The sequence below is a fragment of the Psychrosphaera algicola genome (genome assembly GCF_028401425.1).
Classification (GTDB): Bacteria; Pseudomonadota; Gammaproteobacteria; order Enterobacterales; family Alteromonadaceae; genus Psychrosphaera; species Psychrosphaera algicola.
This window is the reverse complement of sequence record NZ_JAQOMS010000002.1, coordinates 472,731-493,209: the sequence shown is the minus strand read 5'-3', so window position 1 is coordinate 493,209 and position 20,479 is coordinate 472,731. Positions and strand designations below refer to the sequence as shown.

Genomic DNA, 20,479 nt, shown 5'->3' with positions numbered 1-20,479 from the left:
GCTGGATCTAACGTGTGTTGAATAAACTCTTTGCAGTCAATTTGTAACGTTTACGTCTGAGGCGCAGCGTAAAGACAGGGGCTTAAAATTTAATTTCTATCTCAATATCAGTAGTGGGTTTGGAACAACAAGTGAGGATTTCGCCTTTGCGAACAAAAGCCAGTGGTTCGTTAATGTACTCAACTGTACCACTTTTTAGTTTACATCGACATGCACCACAAAACCCTTCACGGCAATGGTAAAGCACGTCCAATTTTTGATTTAGGAGTGAGGTGAGTAGGGTTTTGTCGCCAGATTGAAATTCAAACTCTGTTTCAACTTCTTGTTGGCTCAAAACCCGTATTTTAGACATGAATCGTTAAAGTAGGGAACTGACTAAAATTACAGTTCAAAACCGTCAAATTCAGACGCATCAACTTCTGAGTCAATTTGACCAACAAGATAAGAACTGATCTCAGCTTCTTGTGGTGCAACTTGAACGTTGTCAGATTCTAAATATTTGTTCATCCATGGTAGCGGATTACTTTTAACGTCATACATCGCTGGAATACCAATCGCAGATAAGCGGTGATTAGCGATATATTCAACATATTGACACAATATTTCTTCATTTAAGCCAATCATAGAGCCATCTTTAAATAGGTATTTAGCCCATTCTTTTTCTTGCTCAACTGCATTGGCAAAAATTTCTTTTGCTTCTTGGAAACACTCCATGCTGATCTCTTGCATTTCTGGATCATCCTGACCATCAGCCCACAAATTAATAATGTGTTGCGTTGAGGTTAAATGCAGGTTTTCATCACGGGCAATAAGACGAATGATCTTAGAGTTACCTTCCATTAATTCGCGCTCAGCAAAAGCAAACGTACAAGCAAAGCTGACGTAAAAGCGAATCGCTTCTAATGCATTAATTGAGTTTACGGCAAGATACAATTTTTTCTTTAAAACACGAAGGTTAACTACGTAGCGTTCACCGTCGATGACATGTTCACCTTCACCGAGAGTTTGAAATATCTGAGTATAGAAAATTAGATCATCGTAATATTTAGAAATGTCTGCTGCGCGCTTCAGGATCTCTTCGTTCTTGACGATGTCGTCAAAAACTTCGCTCGGGTCACTAAATAAATTTCTCACGATATGAGTGTACGAGCGGGAGTGAATGGTTTCACTGAACGACCAAGTTTCGATCCATGTTTCCAATTCAGGAAGTGATGTGATTGGCAACAGAGCGATGTTCGGGCTACGGCCTTGAATAGAATCTAATAACGTTTGATATTTTAAATTTGAAATGAAAATGTGCTTTTCACTATCCGTCATGCTTTGGAAGTCAGCTCGGTCGCGACTTACATCGATCTCTTCTGGTCGCCAGAAAAAGGACAGTTGCTTTTCAATTAGTTTCTCGAAAATAGCGTGACGTTGTTGGTCGTAACGAGCAACGTTAACGGCTTCGCCAAAAAACATAGGTTCTTTAAGCGGGTTAACTTCATTTTGATTAAACGTGGTATATCGCATTTTATTAAACTCTGTAATCTAATTTTGAATTGCCCAAACATAGGTTTGGGCATAATAATATGACTAAATTTTACAAGCGCCGCCTTCACAGTCTTCATCGTCTTCGATAACAACTGTGGTTGGTGCGGTGACCTTTTACCAGACTTACTGTCGGTAGAGGTGCCTGCTTGATCCCGCGTATTATGGTAATACAAAGTCTTTAAGCCATATTTATAAGCTGTTAATAAATCTTTTAACAACTGCTGCATTGGTACTTTGTGATCATTAAAGTCTGTAGGATCGTAATTTGTATTGGCAGAAATTGTCTGGTCGACAAATTTTTGCATGATCCCACATAATTGCAGATAACCTTCGTTACTTGAAATATTCCACAACAATTCGTATTGATCTTTTAATCGCCCAATTTCAGGAACAACCTGCTTTAACACGCCGTCTTTACTTGCTTTAACTGATATCAAACCACGAGGAGGTTCAATGCCGTTCGTCGCATTAGAAATTTGTGACGATGTTTCTGACGGCATAAGTGCCGACAATGTTGAATTACGTAAGCCGTGCTCAACAATATCTTTTCTTAGGGTTTCCCAATCTAAATGCAAAGGCTCCTGACAGAATCCGTCAACCGCCTTTTTATAGGTATCGATTGGTAAAATACCTTGAGAATATGTCGTTTCGTTAAACTTCGGACAGGCACCTTGTTCTTTAGCCAACGTATTAGAGGCTTTTAACAAATAAAACTGAATTGCTTCAAAAGTTCTGTGGATCAGGTTGTTTCCAGACCCGTCCGAGTATTTTGCGCCATTTTTTGCAAGATAATATGCAAAGTTAATAACACCAACACCCAACGTACGACGACCCATAGTGGCATTAAATGCGGCTGGAACTGGGTAGTCTTGATAATCTAATAAACTGTCTAATGCACGAACAGCTAATTCAGCCAACTCATCCAATTCGTCTAATGATTCAATTGCGCCTAAGTTAAATGCCGACAATGTACAGAGGGCAATTTCACCTTCTTCGTCATTTACATGCTGAAGTGGTTTAGTCGGAAGGGCAATTTCAAGACACAAGTTACTTTGACGAACCGGCGCGTATTTAGGATTAAACGGACTATGAGTATTGCAATGGTCAACGTTTTGTAAATAGATACGACCTGTACTAGCACGTTCGTTTAAGAACAAGCTAAACAACTCAATGGCTTTAATGCGTTTTTTGCGAATGGAATCGTCTTGTTCGTATTGAACATATAAACGTTCGAATTCATCTTGGTCTTGGAAGAACGAGTCGTACAAACCAGGAACATCTGACGGGCTAAATAAAGTAATAAAACCGTCTTGGATTAATCGTTGATACATCAAGCGGTTAAATTGCACGCCGTAATCTAAATGTCTTACTCGGTTTTCTTCAACACCACGGTTATTTTTAAGTACAAGGAGTGTTTCAACTTCTAAATGCCATAGCGGGTAGAATAGGGTAGCTGCACCACCACGAACACCACCTTGTGAACAACTTTTTACGGCTGTTTGAAAGTGTTTATAAAATGGAATACAACCTGTATGGAATGCTTCACCATTTCTAATCGGGCTACCTAAAGCGCGAATACGACCGGCATTGATACCGATACCTGCACGTTGCGAAACATATTTAACAATGGCAGATGTTGTTGCATTAATTGAATCTAGGTTATCACCCGCTTCAATTAACACACACGAACTAAACTGGCGGGTTGGCGTACGAACACCAGACATAATTGGTGTTGGTAACGAAATTTTAAATTGCGACGTCGCATCATAAAAACGTTTTACGTAGTCTAAGCGAGTCGCGCTGTCGTATTTAGCAAATAAACACGCGGCGACTAAAATATATAAAAACTGGGCACTTTCGTAAATTTGGCCTGTTACGCGGTTTTGTACTAAGTACTTACCTTCTAACTGTTTAACGGCTGCGTAACTAAAATCTAGGTCACGGTCATGGACAAGAAACTTATCCATAGCGTCAAATTCGGCTTCTGTATAATCAGCTAATAAATGTTCGTCATAACGGCCATTAGCAACTAAATGTTTAACGTGATCAAACAAACGTGGTGGTTCAAATTGGCCATACGCTTTTTACGTAAATGGAAGACCGCTAAACGTGCAGACATATATTGATAGTCTGGAGTGTCTTCTGCAATAAGATCCGCTGACGCTTTTATGATGGTTTCATGGATATCTTCTGTTTTTATGCCATCGTAAAATTGGATGTGAGAACGAATTTCTACTTCAGATACCGAAACGTTGTCTAAACCTTTTGCTGCCCAGGTAATCACTCTATGGATTTTATCTAGGTCTAAAGGTTCTTTTACACCGTCACGTTTGGTTACAGAAAGGGTGCTGTTCATTGGGCCAGTTTGTCCTTTGTTTTTATATATTATTATTTTGTGTATCGCATTTAGATGCAATTTTAAATCAGACTGGATAATAATTAGCTAATTTGGCTAAAAACACATCATATAGTGTCTGTTTAAATTCGATAGCACAAGATAGAGTGTAGAGGAGATGATTGCAAGTTTAAAATATTCATCTATATGACTACAAAATAACCAACCATGGGTCCTTGTAAGTGTCTCCTTACAGTATGAGCAACAGGTGTAAACATAACTAAAAATATCCATAATTGAACGTGATTTTTAACTATTTTTTTATATGAATTTTATCTGAAAAATCCATTTAAATTACCAAATTATTACTTCACTTTTTGTAAATTTTATGATGCCAGCGTCACCGTTGGGTTTGTCGCCATTTAAACCAATTTTTTAAAATGCAGCACATAATTAACATCAAGTTTTGGCGTTAAACTGGCTGAGCTATAGATTGGGTTGTAATTAATGCCAATGCTATGTTTTACATTAAGATCAAAATTAGAGGCGCAACGGATGATTTGAGACGGTTTCATAAACTTATCGTAATCATGCGTTCCATTTGGCACTATCTTTAATAGCTTTTCTGCTGCAACTATCGCTAGAGCGTAGGATTTGTATGTTTTATTTAACGTTGAAAAGAAAACAGAACCACTCAGGTTTACAGGCCATCGCCGCGGCTTCAATAATAGCTGCCGGATCTGGTACGTGTTCCAACATTTCCATACACGTGACAACGTCAAACTGTTGTTTATTATCAGCGCAATATTGTTCTGCTTGCACTTGCTCATATCTCACATTAGTTACCTTAGTTTCTAAGGCGTGTAGTTGAGCCACTTGTAATGAATCGCTCGCCATATCGATCCCCACGACGTCGCCGGCCAGTTTTGCCATACTTTCGGTCAAAATACCGCCGCCGCAACCAATATCAAGGATAGACTTATTCGCTAAACCGCTTGTTTGTTCCTGTATATAGGCAAGCCGCGCAGGGTTAATAATGTGCAGAGGTTTGAAATCACCTTCTAGGTCCCACCATGTACTTGCGATTGAGTTAAACTTTTCAATTTCATGTTGATCAACATTTGTGGTGTTTTCTAACGACATGTAAGTTCCTTTAAGATAATTAACGCAGAGTAGGGTACTCGATATTGTGGTGAAAAAGAATTCTAGATTTCAACAATCGATTAAATAAACAGCAAATAACGCATCAAAATGGCCTCAAGGCGATTTTAACGACAACAACACTAGCCCCCCACTATTTATAACGTAATTTTCACTAGCACGAATACACGAATGTGTTACAATCCCGCGTTAATTAAAAACAATAAAAACTTCTATTTAAATAGTTGCAGGGAAATTTTCGTTTATGACTGAACTCGCCAAAAACATTAGCCCCATTAATATCGAAGAAGAGCTAAAGACAAGTTACCTTGATTACGCGATGAGTGTAATCGTAGGACGTGCTTTACCCGATGTTCGTGATGGTTTAAAACCGGTTCACCGCCGTGTTTTATTTGCGATGAATGAACTTAAAAATGACTGGAATAAACCATATAAGAAGTCTGCCCGTGTCGTGGGCGACGTAATTGGTAAATATCACCCACATGGTGACTCAGCTGTTTACGATACCATTGTTCGTATGGCGCAACCATTTTCTTTACGTTATACATTAGTAGACGGCCAAGGTAACTTTGGTTCTGTTGACGGCGACTCCGCAGCCGCAATGCGTTACACCGAAGTGAGAATGGACAAGCTTGCCCATGAACTCCTCGCTGACTTAGAAAAAGAAACAGTCGATTTTGTTCCTAACTACGATGGGACTGAATTTATTCCTGCTGTTTTACCGACAAAAGTACCAAATCTCCTCATTAATGGTTCTTCTGGTATCGCTGTAGGTATGGCAACCAATATACCGCCACATTCTCTACGTGAAGTTGTTAGTGCGGTTTTAGCCTTATCTTTTAATCCTGATATGGAACTTCCTGAGTTGATGGAACATATTCCGGGTCCTGATTTTCCAACGGGCGCGATTATCAATGGCCGTAAAGGGATTGAAGAAGCGTACCGTACTGGTCGTGGTAAGGTTTATATCCGAGCAAATACAGAAATTGAAACGGATGAAAAAACGGGTAAGGATACGATTATCGTTACCGAAATCCCTTATCAAGTTAACAAAGCTAAGCTGATTGAAAAAATTGCAGAGCTGGTAAAAGATAAAAAGGTTGAAGGAATAACGGCACTGCGCGATGAGTCTGATAAAGACGGGATGCGTATTGTTATCGAATTGAAACGTGGTGAACCAACTGAGGTGATTTTAAATCACTTGTTTGCATTGACTCAAATGCAAACCGTATTTGGTATCAATATGGTTGCACTGGATCACGGACAGCCAAAAATATTCAAACTTAAAGAAATGCTTGAAGCATTTTTATCTCACCGCCGCGAAGTTGTTACGCGTCGTACGGTATTTGATTTACGTAAAGCACGTGACCGTGCCCATATATTAGAAGCTCTTGCAATAGCATTGGCAAATATTGACGAAATCATCGAGACAATTAAAACCTCTCCAACGCCAGCTGAAGCAAAAATAAAGCTTACTGCTAAAGGGTGGCCGCTAGGTGGTGTTGCTGCCATGTTAGAACGTGCAGGCGATGACGCTGCTCGCCCTGAATGGCTAGAAGATGAATACGGTATTCGCGATGGTTTATACCATATGACTGAGCAACAAGCTCAAGCGATATTGGAATTACGTTTACATAAATTAACCGGTCTAGAACACGAAAAGATCTTAGATGAATATCGTGAAATTTTAGGCTTAATTGCTGAATTGTTAGAGATCTTAGGTTCACCTGAGCGTTTGATGGAAGTTATTCGTGAAGAGATAGAATTAATTCGCGATACTTATGGTGATGAACGTAAAACGGAGATCCGTGAGGCGTCACACGATATCAACCTTGAAGATCTAATCAATGAAGAAGACGTTGTTGTAACGCTTTCTCATGAAGGTTATTGCAAATATCAGCCACTTACTGATTATCAGGCTCAACGCCGTGGTGGTCGTGGTAAGTCTGCGACTAAGATGAAAGATGAAGATTTCATTGAAAAACTATTAGTTGCCAATACCCATGACACAATCTTATGTTTCTCTGACCGCGGTCGTTTATATTGGTTGAAGGTATACCAATTACCATTAGCGTCACGTCAATCACGTGGGCGTCCAATTATTAACTTGTTACCTCTAGAAAGTGACGAGAAGATAACAACAATATTGCCGGTCAAAGAATTCGAACAAGATAAGTTTGTATTTATGGCAACGGCAAACGGTACCGTTAAGAAAACAGCATTGACCGAATATTCTCGTCCTCGTTCTAGCGGTATTATCGCTGTGAACTTGAATGATGGTGACAAACTCATTGGTGCGTCAATAACAAATGGCCAAAACGAAATCATGTTGTTCTCACAAAACGGTAAAGTTGTTCGTTTTGATGAAGGGCAAGTTCGTGCAATGGGACGTACTGCGACAGGTGTTCGTGGAATTAAATTGACTGAAGACGCGAAAGTGGTATCACTAATCGTGCCTAACGAAGAAGACAATATCCTAACGATCACTGAAAACGGTTTTGGTAAACGTACACCGCAAATTGACTACCCAGCTAAGAGTCGAGCAACACAGGGTGTTGTTTCGATTAAAGTGAGTGAACGTAATGGTTTAGTGGTTGGCGCTTGTCAAGTTGCTGAAACTGACGAAATCATGATCATCTCAAATAAAGGTACATTAGTAAGAACACGGGTTCACGAAGTATCTGTTGTTGGACGTAACACTCAAGGTGTTCGTTTGATAAGAACAATTGAAGGTGAATTGGTTGTCGGTCTGGCTAAAGTCGAAGAGATTGAAGAAGATGAAACGCTTGAAGGCGAGTTTATCGACGGCGAAGTTGTCGAGGGTCAGGATGTTATTGAAGGCGAAAGCGCTGAAGTAACAAATGACATACAAGCTGAATCAAGTGAAGATGTAGATGACGAAGCGCCTGAACAGGGCGAATAAGTCGCAGTCTTTAACTGTAAATATAGAATAAAAAAGGTCCTAATGGACCTTTTTTTATGCCTGTATCCCTGTTAATTAGAATACATTACCATTTCATCTCGCCCATATGCACTTTAGCGCCAATCGCTAAAGCAAGGTTTAACTCGGCATCTGGATATCTTGTGGTCATTATGTCTATTAATGCCTGTGCGTTTTTACTCTTGCGCTTAGCATCAATAAAGTCAGTTAAGTAAGTTGCGGTATAGTCAATTAGTTGAACATTAAGTTGAGTTCCTTTTTCATATGACTTATGGCACGACAACCTTTGGAGACAATTCCTTCATTTCTTGCAGTTGATGTTGCCACGCTGCTAACGTTTCAGATGATTGTGTATCTGCGGTCCAAACATGTAAATCACCAAACACTGCGATATTACCTACTATTGCTTTAATTGATGGGATCCAAACAAAAGGGCGGTTAGCCAAAACGCCTTCTGTTCCCTTAACTTCGATTTTGTAACCGTCTACGGTAAAGCTATTTGGACTATATACATCAGGTAGTAGTACATTTTTAGGGGCATTTACGCCCATTTTTGGACCCCAGTAGGCCAATTTGCCTCCCATTTTTTACTAATTGCCTTGCGTACTGCGGGTGTCGTGATCACATTTACGTCAGGGAATATTTGTCGCAAGGTTTCAATACCAAAGTAAAAATCAGGATCAGCTTGGCTAATAAAAATCGTTGTTAATTTTTTACCTGAATCTAAAACGTTTGCTGCAATACGAAGTGCATCAGCTCTTGTGAAACCTGTGTCTATCAATACGGCCTCTGTTTCACCATAAACTAATGTTGAATTTACATGAAAGCTGTTTTTATCCGAGTTATATACTTTTAAACTCAGCGCACTTTTATTATCGGCGGTACTTGAAAAGCTCATTAATGTTACTGTCAATGTTGCTAATAAATAGAAACCTTTGAGTAGATTTATTTTCATTTTATTTCCTATTTTTTGGGTTTTGTTTAACTGTATTTTGAAAGTTGGGCAATAATAGAGAATTGATTTGCAATGATATATGTACAATAATGTTCAACATTGTTTCTTAAATCGAACATATGTGGGTTGGTCTGTTAGAAATCGGGGTTTAGTATGGATCGGGTTAAAGCGGCACAAGTATTTATTGATGTAGCCCGCACAGGTAGCTTTACCGCGACCTCGGAGCGTTTGGAGATGTCACGCCCAATGGTAACGCGTTACATCGAAGTGATGGAAAGTTGGCTCGAAGTTCGTTTATTACATAGGACGACTAGAAAAGTGACACTGACAACGCAAGGAGAAAAATGCCTAAATGATATTGAGCAGTGGCTGACTACAGCAGACCAATTTATCAGTGAGATAAAGTCAACTGAGCAACTTTCCGGTCGGATCCGACTCGCGTGTAGTATGTCGTTTAGTCATGCGCAGCTCATGGTTGCAATACAACAATTTATGACACGTCACCCGAAAGTCTCTATCGACATAGACCTGCAAGATACTGCAATTGATTTGGTCGATAGCAGAATTGATTTAGCAATTCGAATTGCGTCAAATCCAGATCCGTCGTTGATTGGAAAACCATTGGCGGTGTGTCATTCCGTTTTAGTGGCAAGTCAAGCTTACCTGGATTCTATGCCTGCAATCACGGCACCGGATGATTTAAGTCAACATCGTTGCCTTAGCTATACCAATTTTGAAAAACACATTTGGCACCTTTGGAATGAAAACGAACATAAAGCCATTAGCGTTAATTGTCAGTTAACGGCTAATGAAGCAACCACGTTATTAAAAGCAGCTCAATGTGGCGCCGGAATTAGCATGCAACCAACTTATATGGCAAATGCCGCTATTGAAAATGGCAGTTTGGTTCGTGTACTGCCTAATTGGAATACGAATGATATGAATATTTACGCTTTGTATTCTTCTCGAAAGTTTTTGTCACCGACAGTGCGTGCACTAATCGATTTTCTAGCTGAATATTTTAAGCAACATCCTTGGGATTAGTGTCGGCCATTTTCTTATGATTATGCTAGGTCCTCGTCAGGTGGGTCGCCACTATCCACATTTTTTTAACATGTTTTAAATATGGGAGGTGGAATAGGAAAAATTGTTATAAGTGGAAATAACGCTAAAAATAGAAACGCGCCTCTAGGCATTTTCTTACCCCAAAGAACCATTTTATACATCACCATAGCTCCCATAAAAAATAGTAAACCAGTAATGAAATATTGAATAAGTTCATTGGTAATTCCAATTGCTTCAAATATTTCCATAAATGTCTCCAAATGGTTGTATGACTTAAATGGGCAGTAAAATACTAAAATTCAATAGGATATTTATCATAGAGGATGTTGGTAAGCCTTGTACGTCTGGCTATTTAGATTATTTAACAAACAAATTTTGTTGTTGTCATAAATTAATTAATTAATTGCAAAATAATCAATTGAGACGCAATTCAAATAACGTTAGAGTAATTGTTCGATAAAATTAGCTTTACTGTAACTAACGAGAAAATGAATGACAGTTTATAACTTCTGTGCGGGCCCTGCAAAATTGCCCGAGGCCGTGATGAATAAAGCTCAGAGTGAGTTTGTTAATTGGAATAACACAGGTTGTTCTGTAATGGAACTCAGCCACAGAAGTAAAGAGTTCATTGCTGTTTATGACTCGGCAATAGCCTCGATAAAGCAATTATTAGGGCTCAGCGATGAATATACTGTGTTATTTATGCACGGTGGCGGTCGCGGTCAGTTTTCTGCGGTTCCGCTTAATTTGCTAAATAGTGGTAAGGCCAATTATGTCACAACAGGGTCATGGTCCTAGGCCGCCGTTGAAGAAGCCAAAAAGTTTGGTGCCGTTACAGAACAAAATACGGTGGAAATTGTTGGTGGTAAAAAACAAGTTATTTCGATGTCTGATTGGCAGGTTTCGCAAGACAGCGCTTATGTTCATTACTGCCCTAATGAAACAGTCGATGGCATTGAAATATTTGAACAGCCTTCATTTGATGTGCCTGTCGTTGCCGATATGTCGAGCACCATTTTTCCCGTGAAATCGATAGCAGTAAATTTGACTTAATTTATGCTGGCGCCCAGAAAAACATAGGTCCGTCAGGGCTAAGCTTAGTTGTTGTTAAAAAGAGTTGTTAGCACGTTCGCAGGAAACCGTGCCTTCTGTATTTAACTATAAATTAACCCATGAAAAAGACAGTATGTTTAATACGCCACCAACTTATGCGATTTATCTAGCTAAGTTAGTCTTTGATTGGTTATTAGAAAATGGCGGTGTTGCGGCACAGGAAGTATTAAATAAGAAAAAGCTGACTTGTTATATCAAACGATCGACAACTCCAGTTTTTATAGTAATAACATTGCAAGTGCCAATCGCTCTCGTATGAATGTTCCGTTTTTCTTGGCGAACAGCGAATTAGACAGTACATTTTTGGCGCAAGCTGAAAATCAAGGACTGGTTGCACTGAAAGGACATCGAATTGTTGGCGGTATGCGAGCAAGTATCTACAACGCCATGCCTATTGAAGGTGTTAAAGCGTTAACTGAGTTTATGCAGGAGTTCGAACGTACACATGGCTAATCAAGAATCATTAACGCTACCTCACATTTCTGGTTTTAAAGGGGACGTAACGGTTCCGGGATCTAAAAGTCTGTCAAATCGTGCGTTATTATTAGCGGCGTTATGTGACGGTGATACAACCATCACCAATTTGCTCGACAGTGATGACATTAGACACATGTTAAATGCGCTTGAGTTATTAGGCGTTAAAACCACGTTGTCAGCAGATAAAACGACGTGTGTTGTGCATGGTTGTAATGGTCAATTTAAACAGCCTCAACAAGCATTGTTTTTAGGTAATGCAGGAACGGCAATGCGTCCTCTTGCGGCGGTATTAGCATTTGCAAATATCACAACGGAATTAACCGGCGAAGAACGCATGTCAGAACGTCCAATTGGGCACCTGGTAGACGCAATACGCCCACTTGGCGCAACAATAACCTACTTGGGTAACGAAAATTATCCACCGCTTAAAATTGAGCCTGCAGTGATCACTGACGACACCGTTGTTGAAATTGACGGCAGTGTTTCAAGTCAATTTTTATCGGCGTTGTTAATGGCAGCTCCATTAATTCACAAAACTATAACGGTTAAAGTGATTGGTGATTTGGTTTCAAAACCTTATATAGATTTAACTATCGATATTATTCGTCAATTTGGGGTTGAGGTAGAAAACAATAATTACCAAAGCTTTGTGGTAAATGCTGATGCTCAATATCAATCTCCTAGCGACTTTATGGTTGAAGGCGATGCAAGTTCAGCATCTTATTTCTTAGCTGCTGGCGCAATTAGCGGCGGTCCGGTAAATGTTTATGGTGTCGGTAAAAATAGTGTTCAAGGTGACATCCAATTTGCGGACGTTCTTGCAAAAATGGGTGCAGATATTACCTATTTTGATGACCATATTTCTGTGTCATCCAACGGTAAACTAACCGCAGTTGATATGGATATGAATCATATTCCAGATGCCGCAATGACGATTGCTACTACTGCATTATTTGCAGAGGGTACAACAGCCATTCGTAATATTTACAATTGGCGAGTTAAAGAAACCGACCGTTTATTTGCGATGGCTACTGAACTTAAAAAAGCGGGTGCGATTGTTGAAGAAGGGCATGACTATATTATCGTTACACCAGCGCCAATTAAACACGCAGCAATAGATACTTATAACGATCATCGAATTGCCATGTGTTTCTCGTTGTTATGTTTTGATCAAGCATCAGTAACGATTAATGATCCAAAAGTAACGAGTAAAACCTTCCCGGACTATTTCGATAGATTTAATGCATTAGTCTGCTAATTTTAGCAAAAAAACCTACCTTATAGCCGAGTGATTTAACTCTAATTCACTCGGTTACATTTTTTATATGAAAAATAACTTTCTAATTTAATTTTAATTTGTAGCCAATCGCGTATAATGCCGCCCGAAATTCACTTTGTGGAGTAACTATGGCGCATTCTATTCCGGTCATCACTATTGATGGTCCAAGTGGAGCAGGCAAAGGCACGGTATGTCGTCTGTTAGCGGAAAAATTAGGATGGGAAATCCTTGATAGCGGTGCTATCTATCGCGTATTGGCCTTAGCGTCAATGCATCACAACATACTACCGAGTGACGAAGAAAGTTTGATCCCACTCGCGGCTCATCTTGATGTGCAATTTTTATCTAGCGAAGCTGGAACTAAAATTGTGCTTGAAGGTGAAGAAGTAACACATTCGATCCGAAATGAAGAAGTCGGTGGCGTTGCGTCTAAAATTGCAGCTTTACCTCGTGTGCGCGAAGCATTATTGCGTCGTCAACGCGCCTTTAGACAAAAACCGGGTTTAATCGCAGACGGTCGAGACATGGGGACAGTTGTATTCCCAGACGCTGCAATTAAGGTTTTTCTTACTGCAAGTGCGGAAGAACGTGCAAATCGACGCTATATAGAGTTGAAAGGAAAGGGCCACGATGTTAAAATCGGCGACCTTTTAACCGAGATACAAGCTCGAGACGACCGAGATATGAACCGAAGTGTAGCACCAATGGTGCCTGCAGAGGATTCTATCGAAATTGATTCGACTACGTTATCGGCAGAAGAAGTCTATCAATTGCTTATTAAAGTGGTTGAAGAAAAATTTATTCGTAGTTAGGCAACCTTTTTATTTTAAAAGGGTTTATTAACAAACTTAAAAGCCTTGTTAGCATGGATGTAACAAGTTAAAAATCAACCCATAGTCGCTGGAACGCCTCTTTGGCAATAATGAAGATAAATCATGACAGAAAATTTTGCTCAGTTATTTGAAGAAAGCCTTCAGGCTATCGAAACACGCCCTAGTTCAATCGTTAAAGGTACTATTATCTCTATCGATCGTGACCTTGTAATCGTAGACGCTGGCTTAAAATCAGAATCTGCTATTCCTGCGGCTCAATTTAAAAACCACGCTGGTGAATTAGAAGTAGCAGTTGGTGATGAAGTTGACGTAGCACTAGATTCAATCGAAGACGGATTTGGTGAAACAATTCTATCTCGTGAAAAAGCGAAACGTTACGAGTCTTGGGTACGCCTTGAGAAAGCTTGTGAAGAACAAGAAATCGTTAAAGGTGTTATCTCTGGTAAAGTTAAAGGCGGTTTCACTGTTGAAGTTGAAGGCATCCGAGCATTCTTACTAGGTTCTTTAGTAGACGTACGTCCTATCCGTGACACGTCTCACTTAGAAGGCAAAGAGTTAGATTTTAAAGTAATCAAACTTGACCAAAAACGTAACAACGTTGTTGTATCACGTCGCGCAGTTATCGAAACTGAAAACTCTGCAGAACGTGAAGAGCTTCTTGCTAACCTTGAAGAAGGTTCAGAAGTTAAAGGTATCGTTAAGAACCTTACCGATTACGGAGCGTTCGTTGACCTTGGTGGCCTAGACGGACTACTTCACATCACAGATATGGCTTGGAAACGTGTTAAGCACCCAAGTGAAATCGTTGCAGTTGGTGATGAAATAGACGTTAAAGTTCTTAAATTCGACAAAGAGAAAAACCGTGTTTCTCTAGGTCTTAAGCAACTTGGTTCAGATCCTTGGGGCGACATTGCTGGTCGTTACCCTGAAAGTTCACGTCTTAAAGGCCGTGTTACTAACCTTACTGACTACGGTTGTTTCGTTGAAATCGAAGACGGTATTGAAGGTCTTGTACACGTTTCTGAAATGGATTGGACTAACAAGAACATCCATCCTTCTAAAGTTGTTAATCTTGGCGACGAAGTTGAAGTTATGGTTCTTGAAATCGACGAAGAACGTCGTCGTATTTCTCTTGGTCTTAAACAATGTAAAGACAACCCTTGGGAAGTATTTGCTAAGACTCATAACAAAGGCGACCGTGTTGCTGGTAACATCAAGTCAATCACTGACTTTGGTATCTTCATCGGTCTTGACGGCGGTATTGATGGTCTTGTACACCTTTCTGACATTTCTTGGAATGTTTCTGGTGAAGACGCAGTACGTGACTTCAAGAAAGGCGACGAAATCGAAGCTGTTGTATTACAAGTTGACCCAGAGCGCGAGCGTATCTCTCTAGGCGTTAAACAAATGGATTCTGATCCGTTTAGCGAATACTTAGAAGCTCACAAAAAGGTACTATGGTTAAAGGTCTTGTAAAAGACGTTGACGCTAAAGGTGCTACTGTTGACCTAGGTAACGAAGTTGAAGGTTACATCCGTGTATCTGAACTTTCTCGTGAACGTGTAGAAGATGCTACTACAGTATTAACTGCTGGTTCTGAGTTAGAAGCTAAGTTCGTTGGTGTTGACCGTAAGAATCGCGTGATAAGCCTATCTATCAAGGCTATCGACGAAGCAGAAGAGAAAGCTGCGTTAGATAACTTACAAAATCAAGCGCCTGAATTTGAAAATGCGATGGCTGCTGCATTTAAAAATGCACAAAAAGACTAAGCATTTGATTTTAAATGAGCTATAAATATAGGGGAGCATAACGCTCCCTTATTTTTTGTCTCGATATTAGGTGAGAAAATGACAAAGTCTGAATTAATAGAAACATTATCTGAACAACATCCACATGTGCCTGTAAAGGAAGTGGAAACTGCAGTTAAGAGCATTATAGATAACATGGCCGAATGTCTATCAACTGGTGATCGTATTGAAATACGAGGGTTTGGTAGCTTTTCTTTGCATTATCGTGCGCCGCGTACAGGACGTAATCCTAAGACGGGTGACTCGGTTGAGTTGGAGGCAAAATATGTCCCACACTTTAAACCTAGCAAAGAATTACGCGAAAGAGTCGATTTTAAGTAGTTCCGTATTGACTCGATGAAAGACTTACAATAGCCTTGTACCCCTAAATTGCAGGGGTTAAGTTTTTGAAATTACTTAGTTACGCTATATTTTTCATTCTAGTCATATTCGCGTTGGCATTAGGCAGTGAAAACCATCAATTGGTCGATTTGAATCTACTTGTTGTGAAGGTACAACTGCCTCTAGCTGTTTTATTATTCCTAACATTTATGCTGGGCGTATTTGTTATGCTTGTGATATCTGCTATTAAAAAGTTGATTACACGAAAGAATGCTTGAATTACTATTTTTGCTATTACCTGCTGCAGTCATTTATGGCTGGGTTATGGGTAAACACAGCGCAAAAAAGAATTGTTAGAACAGCAATTAACCATTAATAATGCGATCAATTCGAGTGTGTCGTTATTACTTAATGAAGATCAAGAACAGGCCTTTGACAGGCTTATCCAATATTTTGACGACACGCCTTCAAATATCGACAATTATTTAACGTTAGCAAAGCTGTTTCGCAAAAAAGGCGAAATCGACAAAGCTATCGCGATCCATGAAGGTTTAGTTAAAACCGATCAGATCACAATTCCTCAATATGAGTTAGAAGAAATTCAACTTGAATTAGCGCAGGATTTTCTGTCAGCGGGCATGTTAGAACGAGCTCAAAACACACTTACGCCTTTATTAATGTCGCAACACGCTTCAGAGGCATTACTTGGACTACTCCATATATTTGAGCAAACTCGTGAATGGCAAGCGGGCGTAGAGTCCTATCTAGCGGCCGATGCTCAATTATTGTCTGAAAACTGTCGTCAACTCGTAAGTCATTTTTATTGTGAAATTGGCGATGCACACGATAACTACAAATCTAAAAAACAAGCGTATAAACGGGCATTAAAGGTAAACCGAAAATCAGTTAGAAGTTTATTGGCTTTATCTAAATTGTACCTAATCGTAAATAACAAACAAAAATCGAGAGAATTAGTTGTTACGATTCTTGACCAAGAACCGAGTTTTGCACCGGCGTTATTTAATATTGCGCCTGAATGTTTTGTCGATGAGTTCGAACAAACAGCTTGGTTATTTTGGCTAATAAAAGAAAAAACATTAAAAGTGTTACAGCACATAGTCAGATGACTGACTATATTGTAAAAGAGAAGGGCATTGAGGCGGGGCGCAGTTATATCATTGAGCATTTGCAGGACCAGCCAAGTGTTCGCGGTTTTGCAAAGTTGATTGAACTTGAAAAAGAATTTTTTATGTCCGATCCTCATTTTAAACAACTGCAATCCCTAATTACACGTTACATTGAATTAAAGCCACTTTATGAATGTAATAGTTGTGGGTTTACCACAAATCATTTCAGCTGGCGTTGTCCAGCATGCAATAATTGGCAAACAATAAAACCATTGGCCGGATTAGACGGCATATAAAAGTTAGAGAGACATTTCCGTGAATAACAAAAACATCGTAGTAGCATTGGATTTTGACAATAAAAAAGAAACGACTGATCTGGTCGACAGACTTGACCCAAGTTTATGTCGTTTGAAAATTGGCAAAGAAATGTTTACTCACTTTGGACCAACCTTTGTCACCGAAATTCAGAACAAAGGTTTTGACGTTTTTCTCGATCTAAAATTCCATGATATACCAAACACAGTTGCAAAAGCCGTAAAAGCAGCGGCAGACCTTGGCGTGTGGATGGTAAATGTACATGCTAGTGGCGGTGGTAAAATGATGGATGCAGCCAAAACCATACTGCAACCGTTTGGTAATGACGCGCCATTACTTATTGCAGTTACGGTATTAACAAGTATGTCTGACGACGATTTAATAGAGTTAGGTATAACGCGCACACCTCGTGAACAAGTTAACTTTTTAGCCGGTCTAGCACACAAATATGAACTAGACGGAGTGGTGTGTTCAGCCCAAGAAGCGCAGATGTTAAAACAAAACTATGGCGCAAACTTTAAATTGGTAACACAAGAATTCGAACTGCGGATGCGTCAGTTGATGATCAAAAAAGGATCATGACACCGCAAAAAGCGGTTGCTGCAGGATCTGACTACTTAGTTATTGGTCGAGCGATTACGCAATCTGCAAACCCAATTGAAACTATGAAAGCAATTTATCAATCTATAAACTAATTCCTCTAGTTTGTATTTGCCTAACGACAACTCGTTGGTTAGTAACAGTGTCCTACATTGCTAATTAATCAACGGGTTACCTCATCTTAGTCACGCCATGACGAGACTAATACTGCGAATTGGCCATCTAATAAACCCACTCAAAATTGCCTAGCAACGTTATTATTTCAAACGAAACCCGTGTTTTATATTAAATCTAATTAATTAGATTCTTTTCTTGAACTCAAAATAGGTATATTCAGATATTTAAACTATTGTTTAATAACAGACACCTTGATAAAACATTGGGCATAAAAAGATTTTGAATGATGTATTGCAAAGGAAGATAGCAATGAATTGGCAAAATGTAATAGCGTTTTGGTTTGACGAGTTAACACCAGCCCAGCACTTTTCTAAAAGTGATGAGTTAGACCGAGTCATTACAACGCGTTTTGATGATACTTTATCGGCAGCAAAACTGGGCGAGCTTTATATGTGGCGTACTGAACCTTTGGGTCGTTTAGCCGAAATAATCGTATTAGACCAATTTGCACGTAATATATATAGGGATGATAAAAGGGCGTTTGAATCAGATCCTTTAGCATTAGTTTTAGCTCAAGAAGCAATTGCACACCGCTTAGATGTAGCTATGAGTATCCCTCAAAAGTCGTTTTTATATATGCCGTTTATGCACAGCGAATCACCAAGCATTCATAAGGTAGCGGTGACCATATTTGACCAACCTGGACTTGAAAACACACTTAATTTTGAACATAAACACAAAGAAATAATAGATCGCTTCGGGCGTTATCCACACAGAAATTCGATTTTGGGACGTAGAAGTACCGATCAAGAGAATGCATTTTTAAATGGACCTAATTCGTCATTTTAAACGTGAATATTGTTGCTAAACGGTCTAAAACTTATCGTTTATCAATAATAGGTTTACCCAACAGATAGAATAAAAATAAAGTTTTGGGCGTAAATGAGGTGTTAGTAGTAAACAACGATATGAGCGTTGTTTTAGAGATCAACAGGTGCAAGATGAAAAGGTTATTTTACAAGGCGATTCTTTTTTATTACTGCTAAGTACTTTACCAGTTACTGCTAATGCTGACAGCGAAGTTACGATTGCCGTTTTTGATGACCACGATAAATACGTATTGGCTTCGGGCCCATACGGTATTTCTTGGCGACTAATTACACTCGCAGCAAAGTCTCAAAACATAACGTTAGTACCTCAGGAAAGTTCGTGGCAAGGCAGTGTTAAAAGGTTAAAGGGGAAAAAGGTCGATTTAGTTTTTGCCGCTTTTAAAACAGAGGAACGCGCAAAGTGGGGATATTTCTCAAAGCCATTAATGTCAACCACGTCGTCTATTTTTACATTGCCCGAAAACCCAATAAATCACGTTTCTGAAATTGATCTAAACGTCGCCACAATAGGCGTTTCTGCAAATTCAAGCCAAGAAACAATTGCAAAGGAACTGGGATTTAAGAACATTTACGCAACGGTTACACGTAAACAACTTTTTTATATGTTACGTCAACGCCGATTAGATTATCTATTTTTTGCTGTCGGCGCAGTTAATTACTATTGTATGTTTTATGAAGATCCAACAGATCGAGATTGTTTAAAACGCGTTGGCGGTAATTATGGCGGGAAGTTTATTCATACCTTAAGTCTTAAGACTAAAAAGTCTAAAGCAATAATGAAAAAACTAAATAACGGTTTAGTCGCGATAAAAGATTCCCAAGAAGTCATTTCATATTTCAAAGAGTTCAATTACACAGACCAAGATATCGAAAATTGGAAAAAGTCATTGTCTGAAGATGTTAATTAAGTTCGACACGAATTAAACCAGATTCATTATTTTAAAGCCGACATAGACAATACAATGATACGACATAGATAAGACACAGCTAAGACACAGCTAAGACTAAGAAATAGATACGACAAATATCTAACTAGCCAAATAAGTAAGATGCCGTATTTAAATTTTACCGGATACAAGTAAGGCTAAATTATTTCAACCACGTAGCGCGTGCGCTATTTGAATTTTACGGATAACAAGCCAGTCTAAATTATTTCAACCACGTAGCGCGTGCAGTATTTAAATTTTACCGGATACAAGCCAAGCTAAATTATTTCAACCACGTAGCGCGTTAATAGATTAAGAAGACAATATGTTTAAAGAGAAAATCTAACTAAATTAAAACGATATAAATAGAAATGGTGGGAAATGTTAGGCCAATTTGATTTGTAAGTGCTCTACTTCAAACAATGCCTATTATGCGCACAATGTATATTATGTTAAATAGGCTATTGGCCAACATTGCCTGCCCAACACTGTGGCTTTAATATCGTTCCGTTGACTGTCTCTTCCCATTTAACAATTCCTATTACCCCCAAATCTATTTCACTTTGCTCTGTTCACTATGTTTATGTAGTTCAATCGTTTACATAACCTTTGGATTGCTACACGACACACTTCTGTATAAAGATACTTACCTTGTTTAATTAGCCGTTATAAACCTCAGTCTA

At 39.2% G+C, this 20,479-nt stretch carries 16 protein-coding genes and 5 pseudogenes; 13 read left to right on the top strand and 8 right to left on the bottom strand.

All coding sequences use genetic code 11. From position 1 onward, the window contains the following. Positions 1 to 82: 82 nt before the first annotated feature. The 4 genes and pseudogenes from yfaE to ubiG all read right to left on the bottom strand — a co-directional run bounded on the left by yfaE (position 83) and on the right by ubiG (position 5,011). The gene (gene yfaE, locus PN838_RS02600) at positions 83 to 352 is read right to left on the bottom strand and encodes a class I ribonucleotide reductase maintenance protein YfaE (RefSeq protein WP_215962986.1); all 270 of its coding nucleotides are present in this window, start codon (positions 350 to 352) and stop codon (positions 83 to 85) included. Positions 353 to 381: 29 nt separating this feature from the next. Next, the gene (nrdB, locus tag PN838_RS02595; RefSeq protein ID WP_215962985.1) at positions 382 to 1,512 is read right to left on the bottom strand and encodes a class Ia ribonucleoside-diphosphate reductase subunit beta; all 1,131 of its coding nucleotides are present in this window, start codon (positions 1,510 to 1,512) and stop codon (positions 382 to 384) included. A 63-nt stretch (positions 1,513 to 1,575) separates the two neighbouring features. Then, positions 1,576 to 3,889 (bottom strand): annotated as a pseudogene (nrdA, locus tag PN838_RS02590) (class 1a ribonucleoside-diphosphate reductase subunit alpha). A 401-nt stretch (positions 3,890 to 4,290) separates the two neighbouring features. Continuing rightward, positions 4,291 to 5,011: pseudogene (gene ubiG / locus PN838_RS02585) on the bottom strand (bifunctional 2-polyprenyl-6-hydroxyphenol methylase/3-demethylubiquinol 3-O-methyltransferase UbiG). A gap of 262 nt (positions 5,012 to 5,273) precedes the next feature. On the opposite strand from ubiG, the gene gyrA reads away from it, so the two are divergent. Further along, a complete protein-coding gene (gene gyrA, locus PN838_RS02580; RefSeq protein ID WP_272179681.1) occupies positions 5,274 to 7,952 on the top strand; it encodes a DNA gyrase subunit A in 2,679 nt (892 codons plus the stop codon). 85 nt (positions 7,953 to 8,037) lie between these two features. Here the strand turns inward: gyrA and PN838_RS02575 are convergent, their stop codons facing one another. From PN838_RS02575 to PN838_RS02565, 3 genes are read right to left on the bottom strand one after another with little or no spacing between them, the layout of a single operon-like run. Further along, on the bottom strand, positions 8,038 to 8,253 hold the full coding sequence (locus PN838_RS02575) for a hypothetical protein (RefSeq protein WP_272179680.1): 216 nt from the start codon (positions 8,251 to 8,253) through the stop codon (positions 8,038 to 8,040). Beyond that, the gene (locus PN838_RS02570; protein ID WP_272179679.1) at positions 8,240 to 8,521 is read right to left on the bottom strand and encodes an MBL fold metallo-hydrolase; all 282 of its coding nucleotides are present in this window, start codon (positions 8,519 to 8,521) and stop codon (positions 8,240 to 8,242) included. Before PN838_RS02570 ends, PN838_RS02575 begins: the two co-directional genes overlap by 14 nt. Next, positions 8,512 to 8,925, bottom strand: a complete 414-nt coding sequence (locus tag PN838_RS02565) for an MBL fold metallo-hydrolase (RefSeq protein ID WP_272179678.1) — start codon at positions 8,923 to 8,925, stop codon at positions 8,512 to 8,514. The genes PN838_RS02570 and PN838_RS02565 overlap by 10 nt, the downstream gene beginning before the upstream one ends. Positions 8,926 to 9,078: 153 nt before the next feature. Here PN838_RS02565 and PN838_RS02560 point away from each other — a divergent pair, with 153 nt between their 5' ends. Continuing rightward, positions 9,079 to 9,969, top strand: a complete 891-nt coding sequence (locus tag PN838_RS02560) for a LysR family transcriptional regulator (protein ID WP_272179677.1) — start codon at positions 9,079 to 9,081, stop codon at positions 9,967 to 9,969. 65 nt (positions 9,970 to 10,034) lie between these two features. Here the strand turns inward: PN838_RS02560 and PN838_RS02555 are convergent, their stop codons facing one another. Continuing rightward, complete coding sequence (locus tag PN838_RS02555) at positions 10,035 to 10,238, bottom strand: hypothetical protein (protein WP_272179676.1); 204 nt, start codon at positions 10,236 to 10,238, stop codon at positions 10,035 to 10,037. A gap of 244 nt (positions 10,239 to 10,482) precedes the next feature. On the opposite strand from PN838_RS02555, the pseudogene serC reads away from it, so the two are divergent. The 11 genes and pseudogenes from serC (at position 10,483) to PN838_RS02505 (ending at position 19,778) form a co-directional block, all read left to right on the top strand. Beyond that, positions 10,483 to 11,556: pseudogene (gene serC, locus PN838_RS02550) on the top strand (3-phosphoserine/phosphohydroxythreonine transaminase). Beyond that, positions 11,549 to 12,838 carry a 3-phosphoshikimate 1-carboxyvinyltransferase gene (gene aroA, locus PN838_RS02545; RefSeq protein WP_272179675.1) on the top strand — a complete coding sequence of 430 codons (1,290 nt, stop codon included), beginning with the start codon at positions 11,549 to 11,551 and terminating at the stop codon, positions 12,836 to 12,838. The pseudogene serC and the gene aroA overlap by 8 nt, the downstream one beginning before the upstream one ends. A 149-nt stretch (positions 12,839 to 12,987) precedes the next feature. Next, entirely contained in the window at positions 12,988 to 13,671 is a 684-nt protein-coding gene (gene cmk, locus PN838_RS02540) for a (d)CMP kinase (RefSeq protein ID WP_215962977.1), read from the top strand. Positions 13,672 to 13,794: 123 nt separating this feature from the next. Next, positions 13,795 to 15,461: pseudogene (gene rpsA, locus PN838_RS02535) on the top strand (30S ribosomal protein S1). 27 nt (positions 15,462 to 15,488) lie between these two features. Beyond that, positions 15,489 to 15,821 (top strand): integration host factor subunit beta, encoded by a 333-nt coding sequence (locus PN838_RS02530; RefSeq protein ID WP_272182498.1) that lies wholly within the window; start codon positions 15,489 to 15,491, stop codon positions 15,819 to 15,821. A gap of 65 nt (positions 15,822 to 15,886) precedes the next feature. After that, positions 15,887 to 16,099: a lipopolysaccharide assembly protein LapA domain-containing protein gene (locus PN838_RS26945; protein WP_215962974.1), complete on the top strand. Its 213-nt coding sequence runs from the start codon at positions 15,887 to 15,889 to the stop codon at positions 16,097 to 16,099. Between the two features lie 72 nt (positions 16,100 to 16,171). Further along, positions 16,172 to 16,948: a hypothetical protein gene (locus tag PN838_RS02525; RefSeq protein WP_272179674.1), complete on the top strand. Its 777-nt coding sequence runs from the start codon at positions 16,172 to 16,174 to the stop codon at positions 16,946 to 16,948. Then, positions 16,945 to 17,244, top strand: a complete 300-nt coding sequence (locus PN838_RS02520) for a hypothetical protein (protein WP_272179673.1) — start codon at positions 16,945 to 16,947, stop codon at positions 17,242 to 17,244. Before PN838_RS02525 ends, PN838_RS02520 begins: the two co-directional genes overlap by 4 nt. Positions 17,245 to 17,263: 19 nt before the next feature. Continuing rightward, a pseudogene (pyrF, locus tag PN838_RS02515) lies at positions 17,264 to 17,958 on the top strand (orotidine-5'-phosphate decarboxylase). 331 nt (positions 17,959 to 18,289) lie between these two features. After that, the gene (locus PN838_RS02510) at positions 18,290 to 18,829 is read left to right on the top strand and encodes a DUF924 family protein (RefSeq protein ID WP_272179672.1); all 540 of its coding nucleotides are present in this window, start codon (positions 18,290 to 18,292) and stop codon (positions 18,827 to 18,829) included. Between the two features lie 145 nt (positions 18,830 to 18,974). Beyond that, entirely contained in the window at positions 18,975 to 19,778 is an 804-nt protein-coding gene (locus PN838_RS02505) for a substrate-binding periplasmic protein (RefSeq protein ID WP_272179671.1), read from the top strand. The last annotated feature ends 701 nt before the right edge of the window (positions 19,779 to 20,479 follow it).